Annotated in this window: 20 protein-coding genes and 1 pseudogene; 11 read left to right on the top strand and 10 right to left on the bottom strand. The window is 66.3% G+C overall.

Translation table 11 applies throughout. The annotated features are described in order from the left end of the window. Positions 1-52: 52 nt before the first annotated feature. Complete coding sequence (locus ACXJKD_RS19035) at positions 53-955, bottom strand: LysR family transcriptional regulator (protein WP_457256467.1); 903 nt, start codon at positions 953-955, stop codon at positions 53-55. 222 nt (positions 956-1177) lie between these two features. Between ACXJKD_RS19035 and ACXJKD_RS19030 the strand changes: the two are divergent. Then, positions 1178-1392, top strand: a pseudogene (locus ACXJKD_RS19030) (biotin/lipoyl-containing protein); the annotation flags it as partial. A 266-nt stretch (positions 1393-1658) separates the two neighbouring features. On the opposite strand, the gene ACXJKD_RS19025 reads toward ACXJKD_RS19030, so the two are convergent. Beyond that, positions 1659-2345, bottom strand: coding sequence for a GntR family transcriptional regulator (locus tag ACXJKD_RS19025; protein WP_457256573.1), 687 nt, complete (start codon positions 2343-2345; stop codon positions 1659-1661). A 247-nt stretch (positions 2346-2592) separates the two neighbouring features. On the opposite strand from ACXJKD_RS19025, the gene ACXJKD_RS19020 reads away from it, so the two are divergent. The 3 genes from ACXJKD_RS19020 to ACXJKD_RS19010 are packed head-to-tail and all read left to right on the top strand — an operon-like array spanning position 2593 to position 4849. Next, a complete protein-coding gene (locus tag ACXJKD_RS19020) occupies positions 2593-3360 on the top strand; it encodes a LamB/YcsF family protein (RefSeq protein ID WP_457256465.1) in 768 nt (255 codons plus the stop codon). Beyond that, positions 3360-3974, top strand: coding sequence for a 5-oxoprolinase subunit B family protein (locus ACXJKD_RS19015; RefSeq protein WP_457256464.1), 615 nt, complete (start codon positions 3360-3362; stop codon positions 3972-3974). The genes ACXJKD_RS19020 and ACXJKD_RS19015 overlap by 1 nt, the downstream gene beginning before the upstream one ends. After that, complete coding sequence (locus tag ACXJKD_RS19010; protein ID WP_457256462.1) at positions 3971-4849, top strand: 5-oxoprolinase subunit C family protein; 879 nt, start codon at positions 3971-3973, stop codon at positions 4847-4849. The genes ACXJKD_RS19015 and ACXJKD_RS19010 overlap by 4 nt, the downstream gene beginning before the upstream one ends. 45 nt (positions 4850-4894) lie before the next feature. On the opposite strand, the gene ACXJKD_RS19005 is transcribed toward ACXJKD_RS19010, so the two are convergent. From ACXJKD_RS19005 to ACXJKD_RS18975, 7 genes are all read right to left on the bottom strand, one after another. After that, a complete protein-coding gene (locus tag ACXJKD_RS19005) occupies positions 4895-5071 on the bottom strand; it encodes a hypothetical protein (RefSeq protein ID WP_457256461.1) in 177 nt (58 codons plus the stop codon). Between the two features lie 797 nt (positions 5072-5868). After that, the gene (locus tag ACXJKD_RS19000; RefSeq protein ID WP_457256460.1) at positions 5869-7050 is read right to left on the bottom strand and encodes a DmpA family aminopeptidase; all 1182 of its coding nucleotides are present in this window, start codon (positions 7048-7050) and stop codon (positions 5869-5871) included. 207 nt (positions 7051-7257) lie between these two features. Further along, a complete protein-coding gene (locus ACXJKD_RS18995; RefSeq protein ID WP_457256458.1) occupies positions 7258-8067 on the bottom strand; it encodes an ABC transporter ATP-binding protein in 810 nt (269 codons plus the stop codon). 10 nt (positions 8068-8077) lie between these two features. After that, on the bottom strand, positions 8078-8995 hold the full coding sequence (locus ACXJKD_RS18990) for an ABC transporter ATP-binding protein (RefSeq protein ID WP_457256572.1): 918 nt from the start codon (positions 8993-8995) through the stop codon (positions 8078-8080). A 134-nt stretch (positions 8996-9129) separates the two neighbouring features. Then, entirely contained in the window at positions 9130-9999 is an 870-nt protein-coding gene (locus ACXJKD_RS18985) for an ABC transporter permease (protein WP_457256457.1), read from the bottom strand. 1 nt (position 10000) lies between these two features. Further along, positions 10001-10951 (bottom strand): ABC transporter permease, encoded by a 951-nt coding sequence (locus ACXJKD_RS18980; RefSeq protein WP_457256571.1) that lies wholly within the window; start codon positions 10949-10951, stop codon positions 10001-10003. Positions 10952-11013: 62 nt separating this feature from the next. Then, on the bottom strand, positions 11014-12585 hold the full coding sequence (locus tag ACXJKD_RS18975; RefSeq protein WP_457256455.1) for an ABC transporter substrate-binding protein: 1572 nt from the start codon (positions 12583-12585) through the stop codon (positions 11014-11016). Positions 12586-12775: 190 nt separating this feature from the next. Here ACXJKD_RS18975 and ACXJKD_RS18970 point away from each other — a divergent pair, with 190 nt between their 5' ends. The 6 genes from ACXJKD_RS18970 to ACXJKD_RS18945 all read left to right on the top strand — a co-directional run bounded on the left by ACXJKD_RS18970 (position 12776) and on the right by ACXJKD_RS18945 (position 21622). Next, the gene (locus ACXJKD_RS18970; RefSeq protein WP_457256453.1) at positions 12776-13669 is read left to right on the top strand and encodes an enoyl-CoA hydratase/isomerase family protein; all 894 of its coding nucleotides are present in this window, start codon (positions 12776-12778) and stop codon (positions 13667-13669) included. Positions 13670-13676: 7 nt separating this feature from the next. Beyond that, entirely contained in the window at positions 13677-15812 is a 2136-nt protein-coding gene (locus ACXJKD_RS18965; RefSeq protein WP_457256452.1) for an acetate--CoA ligase family protein, read from the top strand. Next, the gene (locus ACXJKD_RS18960) at positions 15809-16612 is read left to right on the top strand and encodes a crotonase/enoyl-CoA hydratase family protein (protein ID WP_457256451.1); all 804 of its coding nucleotides are present in this window, start codon (positions 15809-15811) and stop codon (positions 16610-16612) included. The genes ACXJKD_RS18965 and ACXJKD_RS18960 overlap by 4 nt, the downstream gene beginning before the upstream one ends. 658 nt (positions 16613-17270) lie before the next feature. Further along, positions 17271-18671, top strand: a complete 1401-nt coding sequence (locus ACXJKD_RS18955) for a serine hydrolase domain-containing protein (RefSeq protein ID WP_457256450.1) — start codon at positions 17271-17273, stop codon at positions 18669-18671. A gap of 194 nt (positions 18672-18865) precedes the next feature. After that, positions 18866-20359, top strand: a complete 1494-nt coding sequence (locus tag ACXJKD_RS18950) for an amidase (protein ID WP_457256449.1) — start codon at positions 18866-18868, stop codon at positions 20357-20359. A gap of 279 nt (positions 20360-20638) precedes the next feature. Further along, on the top strand, positions 20639-21622 hold the full coding sequence (locus ACXJKD_RS18945; RefSeq protein ID WP_457256447.1) for a phosphotriesterase family protein: 984 nt from the start codon (positions 20639-20641) through the stop codon (positions 21620-21622). A 683-nt stretch (positions 21623-22305) separates the two neighbouring features. Here the strand turns inward: ACXJKD_RS18945 and ACXJKD_RS18940 are convergent. Then, the gene (locus ACXJKD_RS18940; RefSeq protein WP_457256445.1) at positions 22306-23550 is read right to left on the bottom strand and encodes a pyridoxal phosphate-dependent aminotransferase; all 1245 of its coding nucleotides are present in this window, start codon (positions 23548-23550) and stop codon (positions 22306-22308) included. Between the two features lie 817 nt (positions 23551-24367). Here ACXJKD_RS18940 and ACXJKD_RS18935 point away from each other — a divergent pair. Further along, positions 24368-25570: a M24 family metallopeptidase gene (locus ACXJKD_RS18935; protein WP_457256444.1), complete on the top strand. Its 1203-nt coding sequence runs from the start codon at positions 24368-24370 to the stop codon at positions 25568-25570. The last annotated feature ends 282 nt before the right edge of the window (positions 25571-25852 follow it).

Here is a 25852-nt window from a genome sequence, read left to right as displayed (position 1 = left end):
CCAGACACGATAAGAAAAGCGACGATTAGTTACAAACACATGTAAGCGCGGCTTACATTTGGGCGCAATCCTTTTCCTTCAGCACGTCGGCGAAAGCCGCCCGGCAGGCGGCGATCGCTGGCTTTCCTTCTGCTCCCGCCCGACAGAACATCCAGATCTGCCGGCTCTGGCCGGTATCAAGAGATCCAGCTGGGTGCACCTCCGCCTCCTCACCCCGAACCAGAAGATCGGGCAAGAACGCAGCCGCCAGCCCCGCCTCAACCATCCGGAGATGGAACAAGAGGTCAGCCGACTCATACGCGATATCTGGCTCGAAACCGTGCCGACGGCAGACACTCAGCACCCAGGCGTGAGCTGCCGAACCAGCGGGTTCAAGAACCCATCGGAGACGGCGCAACCCATCCAAGGAACCACCGTCAGCGAGGCCCGGCAGGTAGGCGCGGATGGGGTCGTCCACGAGAAGATCGGAGTGCAGTTCTTCCGGCACAGCCTGCGAGGTGCCCGGGTAGCTGTCGACCACCAGTACGTCGATGCGACGGGAACTCAGAAGGAGCATGCCCTCCTCGGGTTCGACCTGCCGAAAACGCACGTCAAGCGCAGGGTGTTGCACGGACAACTCGCGGACTACGCCCGGAACCGCGCTCCGGCTGATGCTGCTGAACGCGGCCAGACTAAGGGTTCCCCGCACTTGGTTCTCGCTAGCCGCCAGGTTGGCCTCGGCACGCTCGAGGATCGTCACGACATTGTTCGCGTGATGCACCAGCTCCTCGGCAGCAGGCGTCAGCCGAACGCCCCGCCCAACCCTTTCCAGGAGAGGTACTCCCGTCTCCTTCTCGAGAATGGACAACTGCTGGGACACCGCTGAATGCGTGTAGGACAACGACCGAGCCGCAGCAGTGATGCTGCCGCGAAGATGCACTTCCCGGAGCAACACGAGGCGGTGGACGTCCAACATGGTCGCAGGCTACCCACTCACTAGCTCGGCGCGTCGGCCCTGTCCCTAACCAATAGCCGAAAGCGCAATCCGAGGAAACCGGGGTCGGAGGTCTCGGATCCGGCGGCTCGACACTTGTGAGCAACAGGCAACGGTGAAGACCGCCACGAAGGCTGCCCCGCAGTGTCACCCCAGATGGGGTCATTGGCCGTTGGCCGGTGACAAGGTTCCCAACTGGACGCAGCACCGCGCCGCTACGGTGGTTCCAAGTCCGGAGAAGCCGCCTCTGGCGACTCGCTCACCGCCGCCGTGCAGGCACCATCGTCAAGATCGCCGTCGAGGAGGGCCAGCAGGTCGCGGCGGGCGAGCTGGTCGTCGTCCTCGAGGCCATGAAGATGGAGCAGCCGATCAGCGCCCACAAGGCCGGCACCATCGCCGGGCTGCAACGTGTCGCCGGGCGGCCAGGTGACTCCTGGGCCGAACCGCTTCGGCGACACACGGCTCCCCGTAATCTGCCACCCCTCAGGCGCGGGGCCTGGACTCAGTTTTCGAATTGCCTTTCCGCCATGTGTCGCGATTCTTCTCAAGGGATGCACACGATCGCTGGCCCCTGATTATTCGAACGCGCTCAATCATCAGGATTCCTGCCGGGGTTGGGCGCCACCGAGCCTAAGATGCTGCTGCGGACGATGTCGAGGTCGACCCGGCCGATCGACCTAGGAAGTCACAGCGTCTCGAGCAGTTCACGCTCGGCGTCGTCGAGGTAGCGCAGCAGCGCGTCATGGGCCGCATCTACCTCACCGGCCTCCAGGAGTCGGCAGATCTCGGCATTGCGCTCGACGTAGGGCTCGTGGAAGCACCGCGGGTCAGGCATCACGAGGAAGACCAAGCGAAGTTCGGCGAGCACGTGCTCCATCAGCTCGCCGACGCGCGGGCTCCGCGCCAGGGCGGCAATCGCGAGGTGGAAGCGCATGTTCGCCGTCCCCACGTCCATCCAGCGGTCGTCCGCCGCGGCCTGCCGCGCCTCGTCCAACGCCGCACGTAAGGCCACCACGCGTTCCGGGCTCACGACTCGCACCCCGCGCAGCGCCCCCAGCTCCACGAGGCGGCGCACCTGGAACAGGTCGCTGAGGTCCTCAGGAGTGAGTCGCCGGACGAAGACGCCGCGGTTGAGCTCGTGGACGAGGAGGCGCTCGTACGCGAGCAGGCGGAACGCCTCGCGCAGCGTGTTCCGCGACACCCCGAGCGCCCGGCTTATGGCGTCCTCCGGGAGCCGGGTGGACGGGGGTATCGCGCCCGCCATGATGCGTTCGCGAAGGAGTCCGGCGACGCGTTCGGCGGTGCTGGTGCGGCCGAGCAGGGCCCGCTCCTGCTCGAGGGCGGCGATGAGCGCCACCTCGTTCTGCTCCATCACGCCTCCCAAAGTCAGTCTATGACCCATAGTAGACATTTCCGTCATCTTCTCCCTTGTGGGATTGTTCAACAATCCCTATCATGGTGCATCACGCAGCCCTAAGGAGGTCTCCATGGCAACACCGACCAGCGACGAGCCGATCAACACACCGGTCGCCGCATCCGATCCCCCTAGCCCCCCGACGTTGGCACGAAGCAAACGTGTTCGTGGCCGACGAGCCTGACGTGCACCTTCGGGTGTGGTGATGGTGACCATCGACCTCAACAGCGACCTCGGTGAGGGCTTCGGCATCTGGCGGCTCACCGACGACGACGCGCTTCTCGATATCGTCACCAGTGCGAACATCGCCTGCGGCTTCCACGCCGGCGACCCCTCCACGATGAGGCGCGTATGCGAGCGAGCCGCGGCGAACGGCGTCACCGTCGGGGCCCATGTCTCCTACCGTGACCTCGCCGGGTTCGGGCGACGCCGCATGGACGTGAACCCCTCCGAGCTACGCGACGACGTCACCTACCAGATCGGCGCGCTCGACGCGTTCGCCCAGGCCGCCGGCACGGCGGTGCGCTACGTCAAGCCGCACGGCGCGCTCTACAACACGGTGGTGCACGACGAGGCCCAGGCTGCGGCGGTGGTCGAAGCCGTCGCCGGCTATGACGCGGGCCTGCCGGTGCTCGGCCTGCCGGGTTCCCAGCTGCTGCGGAAGGCTGCCGTCTCAGGGCTAGAGACCGTGCCGGAGGTGTTCGCCGACCGTGCCTACACGCCCGAAGGGACGCTGGTGCCGCGCAACCAGCCGGGAGCGGTCCTCCACGACGTGGAACAGGTCGTGGCCCGGTGTGTCGAGATGGCCACGCAGCGCACGATCCGCGCCGTCGACGGCAGCGCGGTCGAGGTCCAGGCGCGGTCCATCTGCGTGCACGGTGACACTCCCGGAGCGGTGGAGATCGCGCGTCGCGTCCGCACGGCCATCGAGGGAACCGGTGTCCGGGTCTCCCCCTTTGTGGAGGCAGCCTGATGCTGGTTCTCCCGTGCGGCGAGCAGGCCGCGCTGGTGGAGCTCTCCGACCTCACCGAGGTGCTGGGGCTGTACGCCACGCTCCGACGTGAGCCGCTCGAGGGCGTCACCGAGCTCCTCCCCGCCGCACGAACCCTGCTCCTGCGCTTTGACAGGAGGATCACCGGTGTGGACCGCATCGCCGTAGAGCTTGGCGGGCGCCCCATCGGACCAGCCGAGGACCACTATCGCGAGGAGATCACGATCGAGGTCCGGTACGACGGAGAGGACCTCGAGGAGGTCGCGTCCCTCAGCGGCCTGCACGTTCGCGAGGTGGTCGAGAGACACGTCGAAGCCGCGTATACCAGTGCGTTCTGCGGGTTCGCCCCCGGCTTCGCCTACCTGGTCGGGCTGCACCCGAGTCTGTGGGTGCCGCGGCGCGACTCGCCCCGCACCCGCGTGCCCACCGGGGCGGTCGCGATCGCCGACGAGTACGCCGCGATCTACCCCCGCGAGTCACCGGGCGGGTGGCGGGTCATCGGCCACACCGACGCTCCCGTGTGGGATCTGGAGCGCACCCCGCCGACGCTCCTAGCACCCGGCACCCCTGTCCGGTTCGTCGAGGTGACGGCATGACCCTCGAGGTGCTCACCCCCGGGCCCTTCACCACCGTCCAGGACCTCGGCCGGCCCGGTCTGGCCCATCTCGGCGTCGGCGAGTCCGGTGCCGCCGACCGCCGCAGCCTCCGGCTGGCGAACCGATTGGTGGGCAACCCCGAGGGCGCCCCAGCCCTAGAGGCGACGTTCGGCGGTCTGACCGTCCGGTTCGACAGCGCAGTGCTCGTCGCGCTGACCGGAGCCCCGTGTCCGGTGACGATCGGAGGGCGAGGTGCCGCGATGTACGCGCCGCTCTCCCTGAGGGCCGGCGAGACCCTTCGGCTAGGGATGCCCGAGGCGGGTCTGCGAACCTACCTCGCCGTCCGTGGCGGCATCGACGTGCCGTGCCTGCTCGGGTCACGCAGCACCGACACGATGGCCTCGCTCGGCCCCGCGCCGTTGAGCCCGGGAGCGCATCTGCCGGTCGGCGCAACGACACAGCCCCATCCGAGCGTCGACATCGCTCCCCAGGCGCCTTATCCGTCCGAGATGCATTTCGATGTGGTCCTCGGGCCACGTGATGACTGGTTCACCGCGGAGGCCCTCGCCGCGCTGCGCCGCGGGCCCTACACCGTGACCGACAAGTGCGACCGGGTCGGGCTCCGGTTGGACGGTCCCGTGCTGACCCGCCGGATCGAGCGGGAGCTCAAACCGGAGGGGACCGTCGCGGGCGCCCTGCAGGTGCCGCCGAACGGGCAGCCGATCCTCTTCCTCGCCGACCATCCGGTCACCGGTGGCTACCCGGTCATCGCGGTCGTGACCGAGGATGACCTGCACCTGGCCGCCCAGGCCCGGCCCGGTCAGAGGCTGTGGTTCGGCACGACGGGCCGGCCACGGCCCCCAGAGGTCGGCTGAACAGCGCGGTGGGGCCAGACCGGTTGCGCCCTGCTGCTGCCCCGGTCAGTGCAGCGTGCTGGTTTCAGCGAGCGGTGACACCCGCAGGAGGTAGGTGGGCAGCGTCTCTACCTGGACGGCGTCGAGGGGCTCAATGATCTTCTCCTCGATCGCGGAGACCGGGGCGCGCAGCTGGTCGACGACCGCATGGCCGCGCCACTCGTAGTAACCGGACTCAGCCACGTCCAGGTCCGGCAGCCCACCTGCACCAGGTGTCCCTCAGCGACATCACCTGCATGGCCGCGTATCGGTCTTTGGAAGCACCACGTCGGACAGGCTCCATCGCTCGTCGGGTCGCCGCAAGCTCGACTTCCAACGCCGCGATCCTTGTGCGTGCCGGTGGCCAGCTCGGTCTTCCTATGTGTGATGTCCAGCCGGGTTGTCCAACCTGGTGATGGGCGAGACCTTGCCGATCGCTGAGTTGGGCAGTTGGTGGTTGTATTCGTGGATCCATGTTGGCGACACAGCCGGCCGATCGGCTTCGGAGGGATAGAACTTCCGCAATGCCCAGCCGTCGGCGAGGGTCGGTGGAATCTCTCGATTTTGCCGTGGGTCTGGGGCGAATACGTGCGGGCGCGCTTTGGGGGTGATCCCGATCGGTGCAGGTGCCTCCCGACAGGTTATAGCGGTAAGCGCCACCGTTGTCGGACAGGGCTCGGCGGATCGTGACACACCGCGGTGGGGCCCGGACCGGTGAACCCAAGAGCAAGTACCACCAGCCCCTTTTCGGCACCTGCTACCTGCACACCGTCATCGACGACCACCCGCCTCGCCTACGTCGAAGCCCACGACGACGAGACCAGGGAGACCGTCAATGCCGTCCTGCGCACCGCGATCGCATGGTTTGCCGAGGTCGCTGCCCGGTGCCGGCCGCCATGCCGTCGACCCACGTAGCGCATGCCTCCAGACCTGCTTGTCGAGAACGCCCCGGCCGTCGACGCGGACGGCGTCATCGTGAAGACCTGGTCTGCTTTGGCCAGTCAGACGGGCTGAAGGAGCACACCCCCCCTCGTCAGCAGGCGAACTAGCTCCCCGTGCGGTAGTGCGGGTGCCCAGTGGTCGTCGCGGCCTCGCATCGTTTCGTTGGCGACCAGCGCGTTGAGCACCGCTTCTTCGACGGAGTCGACGACAGCTTCATAAAACGGGTCCATTGCTCCCCATGGGATGAAACACATCTCGTCATAGCCGCTCTTTGTCCCCTTGCGGCTGGCGAGGCTGCCAGGATTGCCAGTGGAGAAGGCGAGGAAGATGTCCCCAGAGAAGTGCGATCCGGTGGTGCCGGTGAGAGCCAGGCCGAGGGATACCCGGCGCGCCAGCGCCTGGGACTGGCCGGGGAGCATAGGTGCGTCCGTGCCCACCACCACGATCACCGATCCGGCGCCGGGCGGAGTCCTTCTCCCGGGCTGCTCCATGGGGTTCTCGACATTGAGATCGGAGCCGACCCTGCGACCGGCCACCATGAGCTCGCAACGACGGCCGAAGTTGGCCTGTACGAACGCACCTACGGTGTACTGATCGCCGTCGTGGCAGACGACCCTCGATGCGGTTCCGTTCCCACCCTTGAACGCGTAGCAGCACATTCCAGTCCCGCCGCCGACCGAGCCTTCTTCCACTCGGCCACTGCGAGCCGACTCGATCGCGGCGACCGCGTGCTCCGGGGTAACATGCGCACCGTTGATGTCGTTGAGGTAGCCGTCGAAAGTCTCCCCTACCACCGGCAGCAGCCAGGTATCGGCCAACTCCGGCTTATGCGCGACGGTCCAGTCGATCGCGCCTCGGTGACAGGCCCCGACGGCGTGTGTATTGGTGATCAGTACGGGGGTAGCCAGCGAGCCCGCCTCCTCAATCCAGGCCGTTCCCGTCATTTCGCCGCTCCCGTTGAGAGAGTGCCATCCGGCGGCCGCTGGCGTGCCGACCCCATCGCGGCCACGCGGGAGAATGGCGGTAACTCCGGTCCGGACCGGTCCCTTGCCGAGCCGCAGTTCCCCTGCTCCCTCAATGAGCGTTACCTGCCCTACCTCGACACCAGGCACGTCCGTGATGGCGTTATTAGGGCCGGGAATCCCGCGAAATGGAATCCCGAGTGCTCTGGCACGGGATTTTCCGGAGGGAGTCTGTGCCAGTGCGTCGAGACTTGTTGGGGCGGCGGGGATATCCGACATTCTGGCTTCCTGCGGGCTCGCCCAGGACTCTGCGACCTGGGAATGGGGTTAGCTGTTCTAATCTGACCGGGAAGGCGCGATTGATGCGTGCCGATCCGATTTTATAGGAATTGGATACCGTGGTTAGCGAGAAAACTGAGACCTCACGCCGCGCCTAATGGGCCGGACGACCGACCCCGGCAGCACGACGCAAGCGAAAGGGACCTCTCATGCCGATTCGGGAAGCGGCGCAATCCGAGGGACGGCGTCCAACAGGGCCTTGGTATAGGGATCCTGCGGTTCCGATATGACCCGCGCCGCGTCTCCAAATTCCACCAATTTGCCACGGTAGAGGACCGCGACGCGCTGACAGGTCTGAGAGACCAGTGCGAGGTCGTGGGAGATCAGCACAATGGACAGCTCCCGCTCGCTTTGGATCTTCTGCAGGAGAGCGATGATCTGGGCCTGGACCGTGACGTCGAGCGCGGACGTGGGCTCGTCGAGCAGCAGCACATCCGGCTCGAGCGCCAGCGCGCGGGCAAGAGCCACACGCTGGGCCTGGCCTCCGGAGAGCTGCCGCGGCCGCTTCTCCATCATGGAGGTGCTCATGTTGACATCCTCCAGTAGCGCGGCTACCCGCTCGACTCGTTCAGCGCGACTGCGGGCCATCTTGTGCAGCCGTATGGGTTCAGCGATGATTTCTGCGACCGTCATGCGGGGGTTCATGGCGCTCATCGAGTTCTGGTACATGAACTGCACGCGCTTGGCGAACGCCAGACGACCGCCCTGCAGTTCTCGAACGTCCATGCCGTCCAAAGTCACCTGACCGCTCGTAGGGCTTTCAAGACGAGCAATGATGCGGGCGAGGGTCGACTTACCTGAACCGGACTCGCCGACAATTCCGATCCACTCGCGCGGGACGAAGTCGATGGTGACCTCATTGAGCGCTTGGACCGGTTCGCTGCGGCGTCCATGCGGCAGGAAGACTTTGGACACCTGAGTCGCCGACAGGAACGAGGCGTGTTCATTGGGTCTCACCGGCTTGTTCCTATTCGGCACGGGACCTTGCTCCCATCGGTTGGTCACTGGGCGGACCGGTCAGCGGAAAATGACACGCCGCCCCCTTGGCAACAAGCGAGAGCGCGGGCACCACGGTGCGGCACAACTCGTTGTCTCCGCGGGGACATCGCGGGTGGAAGCGGCAGCCGCTCGGCCACTGCCCCGGAGCAGGGACGGACCCGGGCAAGGCGGAGCCTGGGTCCACGCTCGTGCCGAGGGTGGGGCGGCTGCGCAGCAAAGCGGCCGTGTACGGATGCCTCGGCTGGTTTAGCACTCGCGACGTGGGCCCGGACTCCACGACCGACCCGGCGTACATGACAACAACTCGCTCGCAGACTTCAGAAACCGTCGCCAGGTCATGGCTGACAAAGATGATCCCACACCCATGCTCGGCCCGAATCCCCAGCAGGAGCTGGATGACCTGCTTTTGCGTCGTCACGTCCAGGGCCGTGGTTGCCTCGTCCGCAATCAGCAGGTCCGGGGAGTTCGCGATGGCGATGGCGATCGCGACACGCTGCGCCATGCCTCCGGACAGTTCATGCGGGTACGCCGTCAGCCGTTCACGCGGCCGGGCGATTCCGACATCATCGAGCAGCTGCTGCGCCCGTTCGCGCGCCTGCGACTTGCTAATCCGCTGGTGCGCGCGCAACGCCTCGGTGAGCTGGTACCCGACCGTGAAGAGCGGATCGAGGCTACCGATTGAGTCTTGGAAGACCATTCCGACTGTACCGCCACGCAGTCGGCGGAGCTCGCGAGGTGACGCGGCGCCGATGTCCACGCCGCCTACCTCGACCTCTCCCGCGGCCTGGTGAACGCCCCGCGGGAGGATGCCCACGAAGGATCGAACAAGCAGAGACTTGCCCGATCCGGACTCGCCTATGATGCCGACGGTCTCCCCCTGGGACATCTCCATGGAGAAGTCGTCGATGATCTGTGTCTCGTCCTCGCCATGGCCTGTGGCCACTGTGAGACCCGAGACCCTCAACAGATGTCGGGTCACAGGTACCGTCCTTACCTCTGGTCGCGCGACCTGAACGTCACTCATCGTGCTGACTCCATCGTCTTGTCCGAGATGTCGCGCAGGCTGTCGCCGGCAAAGTTGATCGCGACGGCGGTCAGCATGATGCACACGCCTGGTGCAAGCACCATCCACCAGGCTTGATCGATGTACAAGCGGGCGTCGCCCAACATGTTCCCCCAGGTCGGGGCAGGAGGCGGCACGCCCAAGCCCAGAAAGCTCATCGCGGCATCAACCACGATGGCCCGGGAGATGACGTAGGTAGCCTGCACCCCGAGCGGACCCACGACGTTGGGTACGACGTGCCGCCATGTGGCCCACACACGTCCGCCGCCGATGACTCCGGCCGCCTCAACGTATGGCGATGCCACCACGCTCAGCGTGATGCCTCGAGTGACACGGGTGATGCGCGGGAAGTACACGATGGTGAGGGCAATGATCACCTGCATGGAACCAGCGCCAAAGGACGTCACGAGCAGAATCGCGAGAATGATCGACGGGAATGCGATCAGTCCATCAAGAACCCGCATCACAGGAGCGTCGATCTTCGGCCACACCACTACCGCGATTCCCAGCACCCCGCCCAGCACGCTGCTGGCGATACCCACGCCAATTCCGATGATCATTGATGACCGGGCGGCCACCGTCAGGCGATCGAGGATGTCCCGAGCGAAGTTGTCGGTTCCCGCCAGGTGTTCCAACGACGGGGAAAGCAGGCGGCCGTTCGGTACCGCGGTGGTCGCGCCGTAGTGCGTCAGTGCGCTTCCGAAGATGGCCGCAGCCACGACGATCACGAGCCAGCAGATGCTGACCACGGCCGTCGCGTCGAGCCGACGTGAGCGTTTTCGTCGTGCGGGAACGGTGATGGCCGTCCCCAATTCGATGGATGCCATGTCAGGCCCCTTCCGCGCGAATGCGGGGATCGATGACGGCGTACAAGGCGTCCACGAACAGATTCCCGACCACATAGAAAATCGCCGCAGTGAGTACCGCACCTTGAAGCAATGGGAAGTCGCGCTGGAGCGCCGCCTGGACGGTCAGCCATCCAAAACCGGGGATATTGAAGATGACTTCCACCGCGACAGCCCCGACCAGGAAACCGGCAAACGAGTTGCCGATGACCGTCAGTGCAGTGACCGATGCGCTCTTGAACTGGTGCCGGCCGACAACGACCCTCTCTGAGAGTCCTCGCGCCCGCAGCGACGTCACCCACGGCTCGACGCTGGTAGTGATGACCGAGTCACGAACCATCCGCGCCAGGAGCGCGAAGCTGTCGATGGTCAAGGCGATTGCAGGCAGCGTGATGCACGCCAACCAGCCGGTGAAGGAGGTTGTCGGATCGACATAGCCCGAGACCGGGAACCACCCGAGCCGGGAGGCGAACAGGGCGACGAGGAGCATTGCCACCCAAAACTCCGGCAGGGAGATGCCCACAAAGGTGCTGCCCATGAGCATCCGATCGAGCAGCGACCCCTTGAACCTCCCGGCGATGAGCCCCAGAACGGGGCCCAAGCCGAGTACGATCGCCATCGACAGGAACGAGATCCCCAGGGTAGGCCCTATGTGGTCCAGCAGGACGGTCGTGACCGGCATGTTGAACGTGTTCGAGACACCCAGGTCACCCTGAAGCAGGTGGGAGAGCCAGGAACCGAACTGGACAACTATGGGCTGATCCAAACCCCACTGTTTCGTGAGCTGGGCAATCTGCTCCTTGGTCGCGTCCCTACCGAGCATGACCACTGCCGGGTTGCCCGGAATGAGTCGGCTGGACACGAAGGTCGTGACTGCAATGACCGCCAGGACGGGCATTGCCAGGAGGAGTCTTCGGGTCAGGAACCGTCGCATTGACGCCGGCGGGCCCAGCAGGGCCCGCCTCACGTCACGAGGGCGTGCCACGCTGATGGTGCTCACTTCGGCTTCGCCGACCACCAGGTAGGCCAGTAGAATCCCTGGTCACCGAGATTCAGGTTCTTGCCCACGGCCTCCAGCTGCGAGAAGTCGGCCAGCTTGACCGCCGGCACGTCCTTCTGGAACTGCGTCTGGATGGCGTCCATCACTTCCTTGCGCTGCTCCTCCGACTTCGCCGTGTGCCAGCGGTTCAGCTGGACCCTGATCGGGCCCTTCAGTCCGTACCACTCGGGGAAGGCCTCGTTGCCGTTGAAGAGAAGGTGTCCGGTCGGGGAGATGTAGCCGATGCCGAGGTTGTCGACCAGAATGTCCCAACCATCGGGCTTGACCCACCGCGCGTCCGCCGTGGCCCCGTCGACCTCGTCGATCTTGACGTTGAAGCCGGCAGCAGTCAGCTGCTGCGCGACGGCGACGGAACCATCGTGGAGGTTCTGCCCGTAGTCCTTGCTCGTGAGAATCACGACGGGCTCCTTGTTGTAACCCCCTGCCTTGAGGAGCGCCTTCGCCTGAGGAAGGTCCTGCGCAGTCCCCTGCTCGCCAGCATCGGAACTGAGGATCCCCATCCCCTTGGAATACACACCATTGTTGACGTCATACATCTCGGGGGTTCCGAAGACGCTAGCTGCCAGATCCTTCCGATCCAGGGCCAAGGCGGCTGCCCGGCGGATCTGGATGTTGTCGAAAGGCGGCCGCGTCGTGTTGAGCATCATCCACTCGGAGTAGAACGGGGAAACGATGTTCGCCGAGACGTTCGAGGCACTCTTGACCTGGTCCAGAAGAGTGCCGGGCACGTTGAGGGCAACGTCGTACTGGCCGGCGATCGTGCTCTGGCTGCGCGTGGTCGGGTCGGCGACGGAGTTGACCTCGACCCGCTTGTAGGTGGCCGGCGCCGCCGACGCGAGCCCGCTCCTTGCACCGTTCTTCGCGGCCTGGAACTGGTCGAACTTCTCCAGGACGTACCGCTGCCCCTTGAGGAACTCGGTGAGCTTGTAGGGCCCAGTGCCGACGATCTTCTTGATGTCCGTGATGGCTTCCGTCCCAGCGGCCTGCGCGATCTTTGCGGGCATGATGGCCGCCGCGCCGACCGGAAGGGCGAGGAAGCGAACGACATCGAACGGCGACGAAAGCTTGATTCGGATCTCGGAGTCGGACGGCGCGCTGAGGTCGGCGACGTGCTCGAACATCGCCTTGCCGTTCCCGGAGATCTTGCCCCMACGCTTGAGCGAGGCGACCACATCGGCTGCCTTCATCGGGGTGCCGTCGTGGAACGTCACGTCCGTGCGAAGCGGGATGGTGTAGTCCAGACCGTCGGCGCTCACGGTTGGCATCGCCTGAGCTAGCCCGGGCAGCGGCGTGTAGGTCTCATCCACTGCGTACAGCGTCTGGTAAACCTGAATGGCGAAGATCTGCGTCCGCTTGCCGGTCGTGCTCTGCCAGTCGAAGCTGGTGGGCAGTGCCTCCTCAGCGACCCGCAGGACGTCGGCGCTTCCGGGCGATGACGTCGACGACGAGCTCGCACTGGGCGAGCAGGCCGAGAACGCAACACTAACCGCAACCGCGGAACAGACCAACAGGGCTTTTGTGCACCTCATGGGACATCGACTCCTTTGACGACGATACGTGCAACCGCACTTGCATGGAAGTCTCATGATGCACGGAATGGTTGTCAAGGGGTTGTTCGCAGTTCATGCCGCTGAAACGGGGTGGCGCTAGGCCCGTGCCTCCCGGCGGGCATCCGGGCGTGCATGAGGGGCGCCGGCCATGGAGAGCCCGCCCCGACGCAATGAGCCAGACAGTTGCAGGCGACGCTTGTCACGCAATCTGAATTGCGTATACTCCCGCTTCAGGAGCCATGCCTTACCAACCGATCCGGAGGGCACCGTGGAGTATGTACGAGTCGAAAGGACGGGCTCGGTCGCGCGCGTGGTGCTCAACCGTGCAGAGCGGCTCAACGCTGTCAGCGAGGGCCTATACCGCGACCTTCTCGAAGGTCTGCGCCGCAGCGAAGCCGACCCTGACGTTCGAGCGATCGTCCTCACGGGAGCCGGTCGAGCCTTCTGCGCCGGGGCCGACCAGAAAGCGCACAACGAGGGCGACCGGTCACCCGCCCAGCTGGCGGAGTACGTCGAGCTTGGCTGGCGAGCCTGCGAGGCCATCCAGCGTTGCGCTACCCCGGTGGTAGCCGCCGTGCACGGATACGCTCTCGGAGCCGGTGCCGAGATCGCCACAAGTGCCGACTTCCTGATCTGCGCCGAGGACGCCCAACTCGGTTTCCCCGAGGTGTCGATCGGCACGTACGTCGGTGGCGGGGTCACTCGAAGGCTCCCCCGGCAGGTGGGGTTGAGCCGGGCGACCGAACTGCTCCTGCTCGGTGACCGTTTCACCGGCGCCCAGGCGGCGGCATGGGGCCTGGCCCACGCCTCCGTACCGGCCGACTCGCTCCACACCGCAGCCGACGACCTCGCCCAGAAGATCGCCGCCAAAGCACCCCTGTCGGCCGCTCGGCTCAAGACTGCCCTGCTCAGCGAGGCCCCCTTCGATGAGGTTCTGCGCAGCGAGGCGAAAGACCTGCTCGCGATCATGGGCACCGCCGACTGGGCCGAAGGTGTCGCGGCATTCCGGGACCGCCGGACACCCTTCTTCAAGGGCGAGTGAGAACGCCATGACCACAGTGGACCAGGACGTGCGGACGCCGCTGATTCGACTCCTCGACCCCCGCTCCATCGCCGTCATCGGCGCGTCCACCAACCCGTCGAAGCGCGGCTTTCAGGTTATCAAGGCTCTCATGAGGGACGGTTTCGCCGGGCCGATACTGCCCGTCAACCCGCGCGGTGGCACCGTGCTCGGTCTGCCAGTCCATGAGCGCATTGCGGACCTGCCATATGGGCTCGACGTCGCTCTGGTGGCCGTGTCCGGGCGCGCTGTGCCCGACACGATCCGGCAGCTGGGCGAACGTGGGGTTGCCGGTGCTGTCGTGCTGGCCAACGGGTTCTCCGAAACCGGGGGCGCAGGCGCGGCACTCGACCTCGAGCTGCGGGCCGCAATCGTCGAGTCCGGCGTCCGTGTCGTGGGGCCAAACACCTCAGGCGTCATCACCGTCGCATCGGGCGCCAACCTTGTTGGCGTTCCCGACGTCCCGGCGGGCCCGGTGGGCCTGGCCACCCAGAGCGGGAACATGCTCCTGTCGTTCCTCGCCGACACCCGCACACACCAGATGCCCGGCCTGCACAGCTACGTCGGGCTCGGGAACCAGGTCGACGTCGGATACGCCGAATGCGTCCACAACATGGCAACGCGCCCGGGCCTCGGGGCCATCGCGGTGCATGCGGAAGGGTTCAAGGACGGACGCGCCTTCCTCGTCGCCGCAACGCAAGCCGCCCGTCAGCGCCCGCTGGTCCTGCTGCGCGGCGGGCGCTCCGCTGCCGGCGCACGCACCGCCCTGTCCCACACCGGTGCCGTCGCCGGCTCAGACCGCGTCGCCCGCGCGGTTCTGGCGCAAGCCGGGATCGAGCTGGTCGAGCGATCCGATGAGCTCGCCATCGTCGCCGGGGTGCTCGCCACGACCACCCCGGTTCCCGACGGCCTCGGCGTGGCAGTGTTGTCCGACGGGGGCGGGCATGCGGCCCTCGCCGCCGACGCCCTCACCCAGGCGGGCGTCCCCCTGGCCGAGATCGGCCCAGACACGCAAGCCCGGCTCATTGAGCTGCTCGGGCCTGCGGCTGCGGTCGCCAACCCCGTGGATGTCGCAGGTGCGACCGACGCCGATCCCGACCTCTTCGCGGACGCGGCTGGGTTGCTGCTGCAGGACACGTCGGTCGGGCTCGTGCTGGTGATCGGCATGTACGGCGGATACCACCTCCGCTTCGACGAGCGGCTGCGTTCACAGGAGGACAGCACGTCGCGCCGACTCGGCGAACTCAGCCGGGCCCACCACAAGCCCGTCGTGGTACAGAGCCTGTACGCCTCACACAACCCGTCCAGCCACGAAGTCCTGCGCACCCACGGCATCCCCGTGCTGTCATCGATCGACCACGCGGTACGGGCGGTCGCCGCCCTGCACCGCCGTGGTCACTTCCTGGCCACCGCTGAGACGCGCTCGAACCTTCAGCTGTCCCACCTGAGCGCGCCATCGTTCGATGGCACGACCGTGCTCCCGGAGCCGAGCGCTCGCGCCCTCTTGGGATCAGCGCACATAGACACCGGCCCCTGGGCCTTCGCAGCCACTCCCGTTGAGGCGAAGGCTGCTGTGGCACGATTCGACGTTCCCTGCGCGGTGAAGGTCGTCTCACCGCAGGTTGTCCACAAGAGCGACGCCGGCGGTGTGCGCCTCAACGTCACCGAGGGTGACGTTGCCTTCGAGTCCATCGTGGAAGCCGTCCAGACGGCACAGCCTGGATCCGACATCTCGGGTGTCGTCGTCGCCCCCATGTCCGGAACAGGCGTCGAACTGCTCATAGGCGCAGTGGCTGACCCCGTTTTCGGTCCCGTGGTTGCCTTCGGCTCAGGCGGCGTTCTTGTCGAGGCCGTGGGAGACGTGACGTTCCGCGCAGCGCCGCTGACCCACCGGGAGGCACTGGAGATGATTGACGAGACGACCGCCGGCAAGCTCCTCGGCGGCTACCGCGGGATGCCTGCCGTGGACCGCGACCAGTTGGCCGCCCTCCTCGTCCAGATCGGGGACTTCGCCGCGTCCACGCCGCGACTGGCGGAACTCGACCTGAACCCCGTGGTCGCGAACGCCAGCGGCATCCACCTGGTGGACGTCCGCGTGGTTCTGGACAAAGAGGTGTCCTCGTGACCGACCCTGCCGTTCTACACGCGCGCACCGGCGCGGTGGAGACCTGGACCCTCAACAGGCCTACTCAGCGAAACCCGATCTCCGAACCGGACATGGTGGCCGCGCTGGAAGAGGCGGTTGCCCGCGTCAACGCTGACCACGGCGTTCATGTTGTGGTGCTCACCGGCGCCGGCTCTGCGTTCTCCTCGGGCGGCAACGTCAAGCACATGCGTGACCGGGTAGGCATGTTCGGGGGCTCGCCGGCCGAACTGAGGCAGGCATATCGCCATGGGATCCAGCGCATCACCCGTGCGCTGTACCACTGCGAGGTTCCGATCATCGCCGCGGTGAACGGTCCTGCCATCGGAGCCGGCTGCGACCTGGCACTCATGTGTGACCTGCGACTGGCCGCTAGGCCGGCCATCTTCGCGGAAAGCTTCATCAAGCTGGGCATCATTCCGGGCGACGGCGGCGCATGGCTGCTCCCCCGCGCCGTCGGAGCTGCTCGGGCGGCCGAGATGGCTTTCACCGGCGATGCCATCGACGCCGCGACAGCACTTGAGTGGGGCCTTGTGTCCCGCGTGTTGGAGCCGGATGACCTGCTGCCGGTGGCGGTCCGCCTCGCCGAACGGATTGCGGCGAACCCGCCGCACGCACTGCGGATGACCAAGCGCCTGCTTCGTGAAGGTACGCACCAGTCGCTCGAGAGCCTCCTCGAGCTATCTGCCGTCATGCAGGCGCTAGCCCATCACACGAGCGACCACCGAGAGGCTATCGACGCTCTGCTGGACCGGCGTATGCCCCGTTTCACGGGCAACTGACGTCACCGTGCGGCAGCTCGGTCTGGCGCCGCCGCGTGGACCCGATCCGAGGATCCGCCCGGTCCAGACGGGCTCCCAGCTTGTCCGATCGTTGGGGAGGACCGGCCTTTGGAGACGCCGTTCCGTGTGTGGTCGCGCCTGTGGCTCGTCGCCGCAGTGGCGGCTGTGCCACCCAGGCTCATCCCACCAGACGCGGTGGAGCCGACGCGCCGGTCGGCCGGGACGAGCACCGCTCAGGGGTCCGGGCCGAGGCCGCGGTCACATGCAGCCGGCCCGACCACAACTCGCCGGGCTCCACCCTTGACAACGACAGCAGGCATATCCATCCTTGTCTGCAAGTGCAGTTGCACGCTCGGTGGGCCGAAATGCAAGTGCAATGCCACAACGGCTGCTCAGCTCGAGCTCCTCGATCGACGGCATCGCGACACCAAGACGGGCAAGTGGCTCTCCAGGCAGGTCAGCGAAATGATCGAGGGAGAGTCCCAACGGCCATCGCAATCCCCACACCAACGGCCGACACCTGAGGTGCTCGGCTGGGCACTCAGCGCCGACAGAGGCGTCGACTGCTCGGCGGCCCGGTACAGCGAGATCCGAACCGGCCAGTCAGCCGACCCGGCCCGAAAACTTCAAGGAACCGCGAGATGGAAGAGAACCCCCCATGGACAGGCAGCCCCAGACAGTTCTCAACGGCCCGCGCGGGAGCACCACCCTCTCCCCGCTGACCCCGGACAACCGCATCGACCCGGCTCTGCTTGACCTCGCGGCCGCAGAGATGGAACGCGGCGGCGTCCCGGGCATCGCGCTCGGCATCTATCACGACGGACGTCAAGGGACCGCAGGCCTTGGCGTCACGAACGCTGTGCACCCGCTGCAGGTCGATGGCGACACGCTGTTCCAGGTCGGCTCCGTCAGCAAGACCTTCACGGCCACGGCCATCCTGCAACTGGTCGATGCCGGTCGCGTCAGCCTCGACGATCCGGTGCAGGCGTACCTGCCGGAGTTCAACGTCGCCGACCCACAGGTGTCAGGGGACGTGACCGTTCGCGACTGCGTCACCCACAGCTGCGGCTGGGAAGGCGAGTTCGGAGCGGACACCGGCTCGGGTGACGACGCGCTCGCCCTCAGGATCGCCCGGATGGCGGACCTGCCTCAGGTAACCCCGCTTGCCCGGTTCTGGTCATACAACAACACGGCCTACTCGGTCCTCGGGCGCATCGTCGAAGTGGTGCACGGTCGACCGTACGAAGACGTGATCAACGACGACCTTCTCACCCCTCTCGGCATGGACGGTGCCTGCTTCTTCGCCTCGGACCTTCTTCACCAAAAGTTCGCGGTCGGCCACATCGACGATGGCGGGCAGCCTGCCATCGCACGGCCCTGGGGGCTGCCTCGCGCCGCTAACTCCAATGGTGGCCTGGTCGCCAGCGCCGCACACATGCTGCAGTACGCGCGGTTCCAGCTCAATGGCGCCACTTCCGTGCTCAGCGACTCGCTGCGAGTCGCCGCCTTCGAGCCCTCCGGGCCCGCGAACGACACGCCCGAAGTCGGCTTGAGCTGGTGGCTTGACGACGAGCCCGGAGAGCGGGTGGTCAGCCACGGCGGCGTGACCAACGGCCAGGAGTGCCTCTTCGCGATGATCCCAACGCGCCAGTTCGCTCTTGTCGTGCTCACCAACGCCGCCGGCGGCGCCGCCGCGGCACAATGGCTGCTGGCAGGCACCCTGAGGACCTACTTCGGCATGGATGCCGGCGAGCCCCCGGCTGACCGGAGCGCAGATGTCGAGGAGTGGCTGGGAACCTACGAGACCGCGTCCAAGAGGACCGTCCTGCGACGCGAGGGGCAGCGGCTACTGCTCGACCAGACCCCGGTCACCGACAGGTGGGACCGCCTGTTCGTTCCGGCTCCGTCGCAGCTCGCTATCGACGTCCGACCAACGGGTCCTGACACGATGCTGATCGCCCCGGGCGACCGTTCCCAACGTCCCGCGACCGTCCTGCGCGACGAGCAGGGCGACATCCGATGGTTGCGAATCTCCGGGCGAGCAGCGCCGCGCAAGTAGCCCGCATGTCATCTGGCCCAAGCTCACCGCGCATGAACCAGGTCGATCAGCTCGCGGCAGTCCCACGCCGAGGTGGCGCGCGACGCGCACGCGACGACCATGTTGCGGTGAGCACCTGGAGGTAGATGCAGGTGGCCAGCAGCGCGGCAACAAGAACCATCGACCACTGTCTGAACGTGACGTGAGGGAATGGCGTGAACACTGAGATCGGCTTCGCCTGGGAACTGAGCAAGATGGACGGCGTTGCGCAAGCAGACCTGGTGCGAAGGCGGGAGGTATCGCCGAGGGAACTTGTCCAGGCTGGCATCGACCGCATCAACGCCGGAAACGACGTGGTCAACGCCGTCGTCCACCGACGCTTCGAACAGGCCCTAGACGAGGCGGACAGGACTGTCGCAGGACCGGACGCACCCTTCACCGGTGTGCCGTTCCTGCTCAAGGACTGGGGAGCCACCCAGGCTGGCGTTCCGCAAACCCTGGGCAACGCCGCGCTCATGCGCATCGGCAACACGCCGAAGACGGACACGCCGCTGGGTAAGCGCTTCAGGGACAGCGGTTTCGTCACCGTGGGAGTAACCAACGTCCCGGAGCTCGCGCTGCTCGGCGATACCCAGCCACGGGCCTTCGGACCGACTCGCAACCCCTCGTGCCTGGATCGGTCCGCAGGTGGTTCCTCCGGCGGTGCCGCCGCGGCGGTGGCGGCGGGTTTGGTGCCCATCGCCCACGGAAGCGACGGCGCAGGTTCGATCCGGATACCCGCCGCGTGGTGCGGCATTTTCGGCCTCAAACCCTCGAGGGGTCGGATGCCTGTTCCTCTGGGCTCGATCGACATACTCCCCCGGTCCGCCGAGATGGTCCTCACGCGTACCGTCCGCGACGCTGCGGCGGTGTTGGACGCTGTCAACGGGGCACTTCCCGGCGATCTCCACGCACTGCCCCGCCCCAAGGAGACATACCTGGAGTCGCTGCAACCACCCAAGCGCGCCTTGCGCATCGGGCTGCTGACCGAGGGTCCGCCTAACATTCCGGTTGACCCCGCATGCCGCCGCGCGGTGGAGCTGACCGGTCTGATCCTGCGCGAAGCAGGACATCACGTCGAGGGAAGCTACCCCTCGGCCCTGATCGCGACCACTCCCGAACGAATCGGGCGCCTGGGTGACTGGGACGGCGGTACGCGCATGTTGCTTGGTCTCGAGAGGCTTCTCGGCCGCCCGGTCGAGGAGAGGGACGTCGAGCCCTACTCCTGGTGGTGCTACCAGCAGCGCCGGACGATCTCCGCGGCTGACTACCGGGAGTATCTCGGGTGGCACATTGCGCGGTCGGTCCGGTTGCTGCAGTGGTGGGACCAGGGTTTCGACCTGCTGGTGACGCCAGTCACCAACGCCCTGCCGGATCGGCTCGCAGACCTCGCGTCTGAGTCGCCGGCTCAGATGGCACGGACCGAGCGTCGGCACGTCACGTTCCTCGAGGCGTTCAACGTATCCGGCCAGCCTGCTATCGCCTTCCCGGCGCTGTGGACCGGCGACGGAGTCCCGGTCGGCGTCCAGATCGCGGCCGCCAAGGGCATGGACGGATTGCTGCTGCAGGTGGCCGCGCAGCTTGAGGAGGCGATTGGGTGGCCTGCACATACTCCGCATATCGCTGAAGCCGCTCGTACAGGGTCAGGACTCCGGCCCGATTCCCCCTAGCTGAGTTCGAGAATGCGTGACGTCGTAGCCGGTAAGGCCCTGACTCCTCGAACGCACTCTGCGGGCGTCAGGGGAATCGCAGACCTCCTCAGCGGGACGGCCTCAGACCTTCTGGCTGCGTCCAAAGGTGCGCGGCTTCGTTGCCGCTCAGAGGACCAGATTTCGCTCGGCCGTTGGGCGTGTTGCAGTCGTCGGAGATCTGGCGCATTGCCCCGGCCGGGTCCACGGTCGGCCCGTCGCCGAACATTGGAACCTTCGGCCTTCACATAGGACAACATCATGGCAAACGTTGTCGTGCAAACCGTGCGCGGACCGGTAGATCCGCACGATCTGGGCCACACCCAAATGCACGAACACCTCCTTTTCGGCGCCCACGGTGAACAGCGCGAGCCAGTTCGCTTGGAGAACTACTACGAGACACGCCGGCACCGCACCTCGCCGTATCTCACGAGCGTTCCGGACGCCATTGGAGAGATGACCATTTATCGTTCATCTGGCGGTCAAACAGTTGTAGACGCGACGCCCCGCGGTCTTGGGCGCGACCCGGTGGGCCTCCACGAGGTGTCCGAGGCCACGGACCTTCATGTCGTGATGGGAAGCGGCTACTATGTGGCGGACTACCATCCGCCTGACGTCGCCGCGAAGACCATACCGTTGATCGCCCAGGAGATCATCGACGACCTTACGGTCGGGGTCAATGGGATTCGCGCCGGCATTATCGGCGAAATTGGCATGTCGTGGCCCGTGCACCCGGACGAAGCCAAGGTCTTGGCAGCCGCGGTCGCGGCGCAACGGGAGACCGGTGCGCCGCTACTGATCCATCCAGGGCGGGATATTCGTGCCCCCATGGATCTCGTCAGCCGTGTCGAGCAGCTGGGTGGGAACCTTCACCGCACGATCATGAGCCACGTCGACCGCACCCTATTCTCACTGGTCGACATCCTGACTCTCGCCGCCTCTGGCTGTGTTGTGGAGTTCGACTTGTTCGGCCAGGAGTCGAGCTACTACGAATACGCTGAAATCGACATGCCGAACGATGCAACGCGTATCGAATACCTGGTTGGCCTGCGAGATCGCGGATATCTCGACCGACTCGTGATCGCTCAGGACATTTGCCAACAGGCATTTCTGCGAAAGTACGGCGGCGAAGGCTACAGCCACATCCTTGACAACGTCATCCCACTCATGTGCCGCAAGGGACTGTCCTCCTCCGACATCGACACCATCACGGTGCAGAATCCAGCATCCCTGCTCGCTTGGTAGAAGAGTGGCCGAGTGCGCCGAGCGCGGCACCGTCACCTGAGTCGTGTGCGGTGGGTCACCAACCGCGCTCGGAGAGCGGTGCGGCTGGGCGTCATTGACTCATTCGATGAGGGCGTCGCTGAAGGCGACAACCCTGGGCCGATCGTCGGCGCCACGGGACCGGGGCCAGCGGCCGCTTCGGTGGCCCACGCAAGTGTCGACGGCGTCTGTCGCCTGCGGCTCGGACTCAATGGCCCCGGGCCGGACCGACTACAGCCGTCCGGTTGAAGCACGTGCTTCGGGCGACCATGCTCGCGCAGCCGCCCCCGCCTCGAGGACCTGACACCCGTCCCGATGAGCGCGCGTAGAGCCGGCCGGCCGGTGGGCACGCTCGCGGCCTGATTGCCCACGACGCACCCTGCTCGAGATCCCTGGTCAGAGAGAAGACCTCGTGCTTGACGGACAACGCCGCCTGACGTGACCGTGTCTCGCCAGCCCCGGAGTAGGCGTTGGCAGCCGACCAATCGGGCCAGAGCACGTAGCCCCAGCCAACCAAGGAACCGCAGTCACTCAAGCGTGCCCTGCCGCTCCCTCCAAGCTGAAGCCTCACGCAACCCGGAGGCAGAGGTACCGAGCGAGAGAGGTCGAGCGTGAGAGGCAACTGGCCGTCGGCTGGATGCCCGCATGTCATGCGGCGGGGGTGGTTAGGACAGTCCGGCCAGAGCTGCCCGTAGCTGGGCGAGTGCATCTGCGACCCAAGGCAGGGCGGTGGGGTCATCGGCGCCAAGTGCTTCCCAGCGTTGCTCATTGGTCGATCCATAGAGCAGCGATGTAGCCACGCGGAACCGGTAGGCGTCCGGCTCGTCGCCGAAGTGAACACCGGCCAGGACCGCAACGCCCCCTTCGTCGAGCAGGACGTCCGCCAGCTGCTCGCCCGTCATGATGCCGCGCGCTTCTAGCGTAGGGCGCAACGGCTCCAGGTCGGGGTACATGTAAAACGCGGCGTTCGGGGCGCGGCAGGTGGCTCCAGCTTCCACGAAAACGTTATGGACGGCCCCTGCCACTGCCGCGTGCAGGCTGCGGCTGCTGGCGATGTGCGCGGTGACGTCGGCCGGCTCGGATAGTACATATGCTGCTGCGGCCTGCATCGGCATGGCCAGACTCGACCAGACTTCGCTGGCCACGCCGATGAGGTGGTCGGAGAGAGTACGGCCGATGATGCCGTCGGGCAGCCGGGCGAACCCGATGCGCCAGCCTCCCAACGCCATATTCTTGCTCAGACCTGAGGTTACGACGGTTCGCTCGGGCGCGAGCGTGGCTGGGCTGAGGTGGTTTTCCGGCTCGTGGGCTAAGTCCCGATAGATCTCATCCGAGATGATGATCAGGTCGTTTCGCACCGCGATCTCGGTGACCTGCTTGACCAGGTCCGCGCCGGCGAGCGTCCCCGTGGGGTTGTCGGGCAGGGTGAGGATCAGAATCCTGGGGTCCGCCCCTGAGGCCCGGGCAGCCTGCAGAGCCTCCTCCAGCAGGTCCGGGTCCGGCACTCCCCCGGCGGCAGCGGGGATGGGGACCGGGATCGTGCGCTTGCCCGTCAGGGCTGCCTGCGCGGCATAGGTCACCCAGGACGGGGCGGGCAGGACCAGGTCCCCCGGCAACGAGGCGAGTACGCCATACAGCAGAGCCTTGCTGCCTGGGGCGAGGATGACGCGGTCTCGGTCGGTGGGCAGCCCGCGCCGCTCGAAGTACGCGGCGACCGCCTGGCGCACTTTGGGATCTCCCAGCACTGACCCATAGGCGTTCTGGTCGGCGGCGCCACGCAACGCGTCGACCACGCTAGGCAGGACGGGAAGGCCGGCCTCGCCGAATCCGAGGTGGACGACGTCATGGCCGGCTGCACGGCGTGCCGTGATCTTCTCGTTGATGGCAAGGGTGGCCGAGTGTTTGATCACAGCTGCTGCTCCGAGTCGATGGCGTGGGTTGATGCATGGGATGAGCGACGGCATCCCGGCACAAACTGGCGTGCAACTCGCGGTGGCGGGCATGCAAGTCCTATTGCGCTTTATCTTTACAGCGCAAAATGACTTTCGTCAAGGTCCGGCCGGTCTGGACGCCGCCCCGAGACCGCACAGGAGAACCACACGCCGGCGGCGCGGATGCCTCCTGAGCACGGCTGGTGAGACGGGCTCGCTGGTGCTTGGACGGCTGACCAGTGCCGCCTCCGGCGGAACGCGGGCTCTGGGGCATCAACAGTCCATGCAGCCGGTCGCGTTCGTTCGGACCTGGGTACCGGTCGCGCAACACATGGCGCCGCCCGCTGGAGGCGCCCGCCCGGGCCTGCCCGATCGCCGTTCTGGACGGCAGCCTTCACATCGGCGCTCCCTCGAGAGGGACGCGGGCGCAGACCCTGGGCCCAAGCTTGATCGGTACAGAGCTTCACGGCGTACTCAACGCATGGCGCGAGCCGGTCGGGGTGCTTCTACCCGGGCCCGCGCTGTCCGCCGATCGGTACCGCGCCGCCGGTTGACTCCACGTTCAGATGCCGTAGGCTGGCGCAACTGATATAAGCATCTGTGATGCATCAGGCAAGTTCTCTTGACCGCAAGGTCGCGGTGGAGACGGGGAGCGGGCCCTGGCGCCCGCGGTGCGGGACCAACGCCGACAGCGAAAGGAAGGCAAGAAGCGTGAGCAAGAGCAAGACCCCCGGAGTCGGGCCGAGCGGCCGTCCTCGCCCCGAAGTGCTGCGAAGGGGATTCCTGGGGGTGGCACATGACCGTCTTGGATGAGACCGCCCAGCATCGTTCGCCGCTGCCCATCCTGCACGTGCCGAGGTCGGAGTACGCCGAACGTCAGAAGCGAGTCACCGAGGAGCTCCAGCGGCGCGGCTTGGACGGCCTGCTGGTGTCGCGCATCGAGGACCAGCACTGGCTGTGCGGCCTCGACACGACCGGCTACACGATCTTCCACTGCATGTACATCGGTGCGGACGGCGCCCTGACCCATCTCACACGGTCGGCGGACCTGGCCAACATCGCCTATTCCAGCGTCTGCGAGGACGTCCGGCTCTGGGAGGACCGACACGGCAACAGCCGTTCCGCCGGCATCAAGGACCTCCTCATCAGCCACGGGCTTCAAGGCCGACGCGTAGGAGTCCAGCTGGACACCTTCGGGATGCTGCCTGACCTGTACCTCGAGCTTCAGTCGACCCTCGCCGGCTGGTGCAACCTGGTCGAAGCCTCCGATGTCATTCGGCGACTTCGCCTCGTCAAGAGTCCCGCTGAGCTTGACTTCATGCGCAAGGCCGGCGAGATCCTGCAAGAGGCGACTGAGGCGGCGGTGGCGCTGGTCGAGCCGGGAGCGGACGAAGGTGAAATCGTGGGCGAGTTCTACCGCACCGTCCTGCGATGCGGCGGGGATACGCCCGCGAGCGTCCTTCCGGTCGGCGCCGGTCAGCGCGCCCTACTTTTCCGGTACGTGACGGGGTTCGGCACCGTGTCCGCGAACGACCAGATGACGTTTGAACTCGGCGCCTCGTTCCGCCACTACAACGTGGCCAACATGTTCACCGTCCTGACCGGGCCGGAGATCAATGAAGAACACCTTCGCATGCATGCCGCCTGCAGCGACGCTCTTGACCGAATCCAGACCCTGCTCGTACCCGGTCGAAGGGTGGGCGAGGTCTTCGACGAGCACCGCCGGGCGTTCGCCGACCACGGCTTCGACCACGCAACCCTGAAGGCCTGCGGCTACCCCATGGGCGCGATGTGGCCCCCCACGTGGATGGAACGCCCGATGATTTCAGAGGGTGAGCCGCTTGTCTTCGAGCCAGGCATGGTGTTCTTCACTCACATGATCCTGGGTGACCGCCCGGCCGGGCTGACCATGTCCTTGGGCGAGACCGTCATCATCCGGGCTGACGGCGGCCCGGAAATCCTGGCTCCCGTGGGGCGTGAGCCTTTCATCGTGCGCTAAGGGCTGGCCGACCACGTCCGGCGACATCATCCACCTCCGTGATGTGAGTTCGTGGACGGTCACCCAGCCCGCGGTGCGCGGCCCCCAACCTGAATACCGATGGAGTGCAGGCGATGGTCCTCATAGTCACAGTCTTTGGCCGCTCTGCTTTGCGGGCCTGGTCAATAGGGCACGTTGCGACGACCAAACGGGGCCTCGCGCCCAGAAGTCGCTCCGGGCAGCCCTAAGACATCAGCCCTTCAGCCGCACATGCCCCGCCCGGTCCGCGGGCAGCGGCCATCA

The organism is Pedococcus sp. P5_B7 (assembly GCF_054049895.1).
Note: the sequence above shows the minus strand (reverse complement) of the source record. Positions and strands in the feature narration are given on the sequence as shown.